The sequence below is a fragment of the Lentzea sp. NBRC 102530 genome, from assembly GCF_030269365.1.
GTDB lineage: Bacteria > Actinomycetota > Actinomycetes > Mycobacteriales > Pseudonocardiaceae > Lentzea.
Window position 1 is genome coordinate 89,639 of sequence record NZ_BSTF01000026.1, and the last position, 7,457, is coordinate 97,095.

Sequence of the window (7,457 nt, forward strand, 5' to 3'; positions counted from 1 at the left end):
ACCGGCCACCCTAATGCGCGCGCAGGTGTGACGCGGCGCTACCGTGCCTTCGACGAGCTGGGGAGGATGCCGTGGGCGCGGGTCGCGCGTTGGGGTTGTTGCTGGGCGTGGCGGCGGACGCGGTCTTCGGTGATCCACGCCGATTTCACCCGGTAGCGGCATTCGGGTCCACCGCCGCGGCGGTGGAGAAGAAGCTCTACGGCGACTCGGAGGCCGCCGGCGTCGTGCACTCCGCGGTTCTCGTGGGCGGCACCGTGGCGCTCGGCGTGGCCGTGGAACGGGCCGCGCGCCGCCACTGGCTCGCCCAGGCGTTGACGACCGGCCTCGCCACCTGGGTCGTGCTCGGCGGCAACTCGCTCGCCACCGAGGGCACGTCGATGGGCCGCGAACTGGCCGACGGCGACCTCGACGCGGCCCGCTCACGACTGCCTTCCCTCTGCGGCCGCGACCCCGAACGGCTCGACACGCTGGGCCTCGCCCGCGCGACCGTCGAGTCCGTCGCCGAGAACACCTCGGACGCCGTCGTGGCGCCGCTGTTCTGGGGAGCCGTCGCGGGCGTCCCCGGCCTCCTTGGCTACCGCGCGGCCAACACGCTGGACGCGATGGTGGGCCACAAGTCGCCGCGCTACCTGCGGTTCGGCTGGGCGTCAGCACGCTTGGACGATGTTTTGAACCTGCTGCCGTCGCGACTCGCGGCACTGCTGACCGTGGGCGGCGCCCCGGTCGTCGGCGGCTCGGCCTCGCAGGCCCTGGAGACCTGGCGCCGCGACGCGTCGGCCCACCCGTCGCCCAACGCGGGCCAGGTGGAGGCGGCGTTCGCCGGAGCGTTGGAGATCAGGCTCGGCGGCCGCACGGTCTACGCGCACGGCGTCGAGGAACGCCCGGTGCTCGGCCACGGCCGCAACCCGGACTCAGGTCACGTGACGCGAGCCGTGGAGCTGTCCCGCGTCGTCGGCTTCGGCGCGGGGTTCGTCAGCGCCTTCATCGCCCTCTTCCGCAAGTAGCTCGGCGATCGACTTCTTCTTCGTCCGGCCCTCGTACAGCACGCCACCCGGCCGTGCCTCGCGGATCGTGAAGTACAGCCACCCGCCGACCGCCATCACGCCGAACGCGATCCACTGCAGCGCGTAGGAGAAGAATGGCCCGGACTCGAGCCGCGGCAGCGGCAGGGTGTCGAGCGCACCCGGCTGGCCCTCGATCAGCTGGTAGTAGCCGGGCTCGATGCCCGCGCCGACCGCGTTGTTGTTGATCGAGTAGATCTGCCGGCGCCCGTCCTGCTCGAACGCGGGCTGGTCGTTCGACTCGTTGGGCCGCGCCAGCCCGATGAGCGTGACCTCGTCCGTCGGCGGTGCTTCGAAGGTCGGCGGCTTGATGCCGTTGATCGGCCGCACGTACCCGCGGTCGATCAGGACCTTGTGGCCCGTGGTGGTCTCGAACGGCGTGATGACCTCGAACGCCGCCTCGCCCTGGACGGTCCTCAGCCGGGCGAGCGCTTCCAGTTCCGGCAGGTAGCGGCCCTTGATCTCGACCTTCTGCCACTCGTCGTGCCGGGCGCCGAACTGCGCGGGGTCGCTCTTCAGCGACTTGGTGATGGCGGAGTTCTGCTGTTGCCGTTCGTCGTTGCGGCCGAACTGCCACGGCGACAGGAAGTAGATGCAGGCACCCGCGAACACCCAGACGGCCAGGGTCAGCGCCAGCCAGCCCGGCTTGAGGAGGAACTTGAACCGCACGACCTCACGGTAGTTGACCGGTCAGAGCGCCCTGAGTGCGGCCACTGACTGCACCAGTCCGCAGCGCTCGAGCGAGGCGAGCACGTCCTCGACCGTGCCGGGCGGATTGCGCCACGAGTTCGCGATCTGCTGAACGCAACTCCACACGACTTTGGCGTCGAGTCCGACCTGGTCACTGACGAAGTCGTCCGAGTCCTTGGCTTCGACGTCCCATTCGCCGAGCGACTCCGCGGGAAAGTCCTTCAGGTTGTCGGTGACGATCACCTGCGCGCGTGCCCTGATCGCCGCCGCCAGCACGTGGCGATCGTCCGGATCCGGCAGTTCCAGCGCGGGAACCAGTCGCTCATAGCCAGTGACCAGGCAATCCCTCAACGAGGTGAGCATCAGGGATCGGGTGCGCTGGAGTTGCTGCTCGGGGAGGTCCGGCCGGTTCTTCCGGATGTTCCGGAAGACCTCGTCAAGGATCTGATCGGTTCACTTCGCCTGGACGAGACCTGCTGCGGCGATCCGGATCAGCAGGTCCCGCAAAGTGCTCGGGTACAGCACGTTGGCGTCGTAGACGACGACGAAACTCACTCAGGCCATGCCCATCTCTTGCGTGAGCGCGGACAACTCGTCGGCGGCCCGGCGCCGGCGCTGGTCGTCGTTGCGCATGTACTCCACCAGCGACGCGGCCTTGATGCGGCGGTGCTTGCCGACCTTGCGGTACTCGATCTCGCCGGCTTCCAGCAGGCCGATCAGGTACGGGCGTGACACGTTCAACAGGTCTGCCGCCTGTTGGGTGGTCAACTCGGCGTCGGCGGGTACGACGGACACACCGTGACCAGCGGCCATGTAGGCGAGGATCTGGGCGAAGAGCTCGACGGCGGCGCGCGGCAGGACCAGGACGTCGTCGTTCTCCTCGACCCGGACGCGGACGTCGCCCTCCTCGTCGGGGTGGTCGTGCAGGTACGCCTTGACCCTGTTCAACGCGGCGTGAGCGGTGACGACGTCTTCGTCGTCAGGTTGCACAGCTCGCAATGCTGCGGAACTCATCGGCTTCCTCCTTCCCTCCAATCGAAGTATCCGCAGTATTCGAAACAAACGCAACGCGCGATCGGGTGAGCCGGACTTCGTGGAACCGGGTCACGACCGCAGTGCCGCACGAGCTGCGGCCTCAGCCTGCCCCCGGTACCCGCCACCGAACAGCACGGCGTGCACGAGCAGCGGGAACAGCTGGTGCAACGGCACCCGCGCCTCCCACCCGTCGGCCAGCGGTGCCACCTCCCGGTACGCCCCCAGCACGTGGTCGAGGAACGGGCACCCGAAGAGCTGGAGCATCGCGAGGTCGGTCTCCCGGTGCCCGCCGTGCGCCGCGGGGTCGATCAGCCACACCTGCCCGTCAGCACCCCACACCAAGTTGCCGCCCCACAGGTCGCCGTGCAGCCGGGAAGGCGGTTCCGCAGGCCCGGCCAACGAGTCGATGTGCGCGCACACCTCGCTCACGTCGATACCCGCCATGCGCGCGTACGGGGAGATGCGATGTGACGCGAACCACGACGGCCACTCAGCAGCAGGCTCGTTCACCATCGCCGCCATCCCGATGGTCGCCTGCCGCCGCCCGCCGGGAGGCGGCGACCCGAAAGCGTCCGCCCCGGCGAGGTGCATCACGGCAAGACGGCGCCCGAAGGTCACGGCCGCCTGAAGATTCGGCGGGCCGTGCGGGATCTGGTCCATCACCAGCCGGCCGCCGTCCGCGCTGTGCACGACCGGCACCGGCGGTCCGCCGTCGACGCGCAGCCACCGCAGCCCGGCCGCCTCGGCAGCGGTGGCCGAAGGCGACTGGACCTTGGTCCTCAGAGCCGCTCGCGCACCCACGCGACCAACCCCGGCATCGCCGCCTCGGTCATCCTCAGCACCTCGTCGAACCCGGCCGCGTCGCCGTAGTACGGGTCCGGCACGTCCACCCCGTCGGCGTCCGGGTCGAACGAACGGAGCAGTCGCACGCGGTCCGGCTCGACCATCTGGCGCAACGCGCGGGCGTGCCCGGAGTCCAGGGCCACCAGCAGGTCCGCACCGAGGTGGGCCGGGCCGACCTGCGCGGCCACGTGGTCGGTCGAATAGCCGTTGGCGGCCAACGTCTTCAGCGCGCGCGGATCGGCCGGGTCGCCGACGTGCCACCCGCCGGTGCCGGCGCTCGACACCTCGACGTGGTCGGAAAGGCCTTCGCGGGCCAGCCATTCCCGGAAGACGAGGGCGGCGACAGGTGACCGACAGATGTTGCCGGTGCAGACGAACGACACGTGCATGTCGCGCAGCCTATGGGATTTGGTTGCGCACAGCGGGTAACAGGCGCACAGCGTGGTTTGGAGGAAAGGCCGGACCGCTGCCACGGGTCGATGAAGTGCTGAAGGTGATGCCGCACAAACAGAAGAAGAACTGGTCACTCGCGGTGAGAGCGGCCTTCGCGTTGTCCGCCATCGGCGCGTGCGGCCGCTGTCAGGTACGGGTTCCAGTCCGGCCAAAGCATCCGCACCTTCCGAGGCGCCGTCATCCACAGTGACGACGGCGCCACTGCTGCGGCCAAGAGCTGCACCGTTCCCGACGTCGCGGGCGCGGTGCACCAGTAGGCTCAGGATCACGATGCAGGCAAGCCGGCCTCTACTGGGAGACGACGGCGCAGAGCCTGGCCGCCGGCCGAGAAGATCGGCGAGTGAGCACCGCCGCACGGTAACGCTCAACCGTTGTCGCAAGATGTACGGACAAACGACATGGAGGCCGCCCATGCAGACAGGTACCGACGTGCCCCCGCAACGGGAGATCATCGGGTGCACCGACGCCCTCGGGCGCCGTCGTGCGTTCGAGGTGTACCTCAACGAGAAGGGTCGCGTCTGCTTCCGCACCCCGCCCGGTGAGTCCGCGCAGCTCGACGCCTTCCAGCTGGACGAGCTGATCAGCCACCTCACCGAGCTCCGCCGCTACATGCAGTGACGCGCCGGTCTGAGCCCATCGCCTACCATTCCGGGCGATGACCAGCCCAGACCTGCGCCACCACGGTGACGTCGACGCCGCACCCGGCCTGGCCGACTTCGCCGTCAACGTGCGGGTGCCGCACCCGCCCGCTTGGCTGCGCGAACGGCTGGCCGCGGCGCTCGACGAGCTCGGGCGTTACCCCTCGCACCTGGCTGAACTGCGCGCTCGTGAGGCCGTCGCACGCCGTCACGGGCGCTCGCCGGACGAGGTCCTGCTCCTCAACGGTGCCGCCGAGGGCTTCGCGCTGCTGCCGAAGCTCGCGCCGCGCCGGGCCGCGATCGTCCACCCCGGCTTCACCGAGCCGGAGGTGGCGTTCCGCGATGCCGGAATTCCGGTGGACCACGTGCTGCTCGACGGCGACTTCACGCTGCCGGAGCGCGTCCGGTCCGACGCCGACCTGACCGTCATCGGCAACCCCACGAACCCCACGTCCGTGCTCCACGAGGCGCGCCGGATCAAGGCGCTGCCCGGACGGCTGGTCGTCGACGAGGCGTTCATGGACGCCGTCCCCGGCGAACCCGAGTCGCTCGCGCACGACCCGGACGTGCTGGTGCTGCGCAGCCTCACCAAGACCTGGGGGCTCGCGGGCCTGCGCGCCGGCTACCTCCTGGGCGACCCGGAGACCCTCGCCCGGCTCGCGCACGGCAGGCCGCACTGGCCGGTGGGCAGTCTCACCCTCGAAGCGATCACCGCGTGCTGCGAACCGGAGGCGCTCGCGCAGTCGGCGGAGTTCGCGAAGCAGCAGCAGCGGTACGCGGAGCACGCCTTGGAGCAGCTCCAAGACTTCGTCGTCGTTGCCCCGAACGGGCCGTTCCTGCTGATCAGGGCGCCCAGAGGCACACGACAGGCGTTGCGGGACAAGGGGATCGCGGTCCGCCGCTGCGACACGTTCCCCGGACTGGACGACACGTACGTGCGCGTCGCGATCCGGCCGCCGAAGGAGTTCGCGGTGTTCGTGGACGCGCTGCGGGTAGTGATGGAGGAACTGGCGTGAAGCTCGCCGACGTGATCGCGGTCCTGGAGTCCGCGTATCCGCCGAAGACCGCGGAGAAGTGGGACGCGGTGGGCCTGGTCTGCGGTGATCCCGGCGAGGAGGTCAGCAGGATCCTGGTCTGCGTCGACCCCACGGCGTCCACTGTGGACGAGGCGGTCGAGACGGGCGCGCAGCTCCTCCTCGCCCACCACCCGCTGCTCCTGCGCGGCGTCAACGGCGTGCCGGCCGACGACCCCAAGGGCTCGCTGGTGCACAAGCTGATCCGCAACGGCGGAGCGCTGTACTGCGCGCACACCAACGCCGACTCGGCACTGCCGGGCGTCTCGGACGCCCTCGCGCGGGCCATCGGCCTCACCGTCACCGGCCCGCTCGACCCCGCCGAACCGGGAGCGGCCACCGGCATCGGCCGCGTCGGCGTGCTGCCCGAGCCCGAGCCGCTGAGGGTCTTCGCCCAGCGCGTCGCGAACGCCCTGCCCGCGACGGTCCAGGGCGTGCGCGCGGCGGGCGACCCGGAACGCCTGGTCAGCAGGGTCGCGGTGTGCGGCGGCGCGGGCGACGGCTACCTCGGCGCCGTCAGGGACCTCGGCGTCGACGCCTACGTCACGGCCGACCTGAGGCACCACCCGGCGTCGGAGCACCTCGAGTCCGGCGGCCCCGCTCTGGTGGACGTCGCGCACTGGGCCAGCGAGTGGCCGTGGTGCGAGCAGGCGGCGGAGATCCTGCGGCAGGCGTTCGGCGGTAGGGTCGACGTACTCGTCTCCACTCGCCGGACCGATCCGTGGACCGTCGGTGCCACGAGCCCATCAGCAGGAGGACATGCGTGAAAGCCGACCCAGCAGTGCAGCGCAGGCTGCTCGACCTCGCCGCGGTCGACGCCGAACTGGCGCGTGTCACCCACCGTCGCCGCACGCTGCCGGAGATCGCCGAGATCGCCGAGGCCGAGCAGCTGACGCGCACCAAGCAGGACGCGCTGGTGGCCGTCGAGACGACGCTGGGTGACCTCGACCGCGACGTGAAGCGCCAGGAGACCGAGATCGACCAGGTCCGCGCCCGCGGGGAGCGCGACCGCAAGCTGATGCAGTCGGGTTCCGTCGGCGCGAAGCAGCTCACCGACCTCGAGCACGAACTGGCGACGCTGCAGCGCCGTCAGGGCATCCTCGAGGACGACCTGCTGGAGCTGATGGAACGCCGTGAGGCCGTCGAGGCCGACGTCTCGTTCGCCCGCGTCGAGCTCGACAAGGCGGGGGAGACCCTGGCGGCCGCCACCAGCCGCCGCGACGAGGCACTGGCCGACCTCGAGGCCGTCGAGACCCGCCGCACCGCCGACCGCGCGGTCATGGCCAAGGGCTTCCCGGACGACCTGCTGAAGGCGTACGACCGCCAGCGCGAGCAGCGCGGCATCGGCGCGGCCCTCATCCAGTCCCGCCGCTGCGGCGCGTGCCGGATCGAGCTGGACCGCAGCGCCGTGGCGAAGGTCAAGGACGCGGCCGCGGACGAGGTCGTGCGCTGTGAGGAGTGCGGCGCGATCCTGGTCCGCACCTCGGAGTCGGGCCTGTAAACCCGGGAAGACGCGAAGAAGGGGGCTGCCCAGGCGTGAACCGCTCCCCGGAACTTGGACTGGGAATCCAGTTCCGACTTTCCGGGGAGCGGTTGGGTGCATCCACGAAGTTCGTTGTCTGAGCGGCAGCGGGAGACCGCTGCCGCGTTGTTCGAGGCCGGGT

Annotated in this window: 10 protein-coding genes; 5 read left to right on the plus strand and 5 right to left on the minus strand. The window is 70.5% G+C overall.

The features are described from left to right. Window positions 1-71: 71 nt before the first annotated feature. Entirely contained in the window at window positions 72-1,004 is a 933-nt protein-coding gene (locus tag QSK25_RS41800) for a cobalamin biosynthesis protein (RefSeq protein WP_285646880.1), read from the plus strand. Here QSK25_RS41800 and QSK25_RS41805 read toward each other — a convergent pair. The 5 genes from QSK25_RS41805 to QSK25_RS41825 form a co-directional block, all read right to left on the minus strand. Further along, window positions 912-1,730: an SURF1 family cytochrome oxidase biogenesis protein gene (locus QSK25_RS41805; RefSeq protein ID WP_285646882.1), complete on the minus strand. Its 819-nt coding sequence runs from the start codon at window positions 1,728-1,730 to the stop codon at window positions 912-914. The two genes, QSK25_RS41800 and QSK25_RS41805, sit on opposite strands and share 93 nt — an antisense overlap. Window positions 1,731-1,751: 21 nt before the next feature. Further along, window positions 1,752-2,195 (minus strand): PIN domain-containing protein, encoded by a 444-nt coding sequence (locus QSK25_RS41810; protein ID WP_285646897.1) that lies wholly within the window; start codon window positions 2,193-2,195, stop codon window positions 1,752-1,754. Between the two features lie 111 nt (window positions 2,196-2,306). Then, entirely contained in the window at window positions 2,307-2,765 is a 459-nt protein-coding gene (locus tag QSK25_RS41815) for an excisionase family DNA-binding protein (protein ID WP_285646883.1), read from the minus strand. A gap of 90 nt (window positions 2,766-2,855) precedes the next feature. Then, window positions 2,856-3,587 (minus strand): fructosamine kinase family protein, encoded by a 732-nt coding sequence (locus tag QSK25_RS41820; protein WP_285646884.1) that lies wholly within the window; start codon window positions 3,585-3,587, stop codon window positions 2,856-2,858. Then, a complete protein-coding gene (locus QSK25_RS41825; RefSeq protein ID WP_285646886.1) occupies window positions 3,566-4,018 on the minus strand; it encodes a low molecular weight protein-tyrosine-phosphatase in 453 nt (150 codons plus the stop codon). The genes QSK25_RS41820 and QSK25_RS41825 overlap by 22 nt, the downstream gene beginning before the upstream one ends. Window positions 4,019-4,493: 475 nt before the next feature. On the opposite strand from QSK25_RS41825, the gene QSK25_RS41830 reads away from it, so the two are divergent. From QSK25_RS41830 to QSK25_RS41845, 4 genes are read left to right on the plus strand one after another with little or no spacing between them, the layout of a single operon-like run. Further along, on the plus strand, window positions 4,494-4,700 hold the full coding sequence (locus QSK25_RS41830; RefSeq protein ID WP_030472678.1) for a hypothetical protein: 207 nt from the start codon (window positions 4,494-4,496) through the stop codon (window positions 4,698-4,700). 37 nt (window positions 4,701-4,737) lie between these two features. Further along, a complete protein-coding gene (gene cobC / locus QSK25_RS41835) occupies window positions 4,738-5,736 on the plus strand; it encodes an Rv2231c family histidinol phosphate aminotransferase CobC (protein WP_285646889.1) in 999 nt (332 codons plus the stop codon). Beyond that, the gene (locus tag QSK25_RS41840) at window positions 5,733-6,560 is read left to right on the plus strand and encodes a Nif3-like dinuclear metal center hexameric protein (RefSeq protein ID WP_285646890.1); all 828 of its coding nucleotides are present in this window, start codon (window positions 5,733-5,735) and stop codon (window positions 6,558-6,560) included. The genes cobC and QSK25_RS41840 overlap by 4 nt, the downstream gene beginning before the upstream one ends. After that, window positions 6,557-7,294, plus strand: coding sequence for a zinc ribbon domain-containing protein (locus QSK25_RS41845; RefSeq protein WP_285646891.1), 738 nt, complete (start codon window positions 6,557-6,559; stop codon window positions 7,292-7,294). Before QSK25_RS41840 ends, QSK25_RS41845 begins: the two co-directional genes overlap by 4 nt. The last annotated feature ends 163 nt before the right edge of the window (window positions 7,295-7,457 follow it).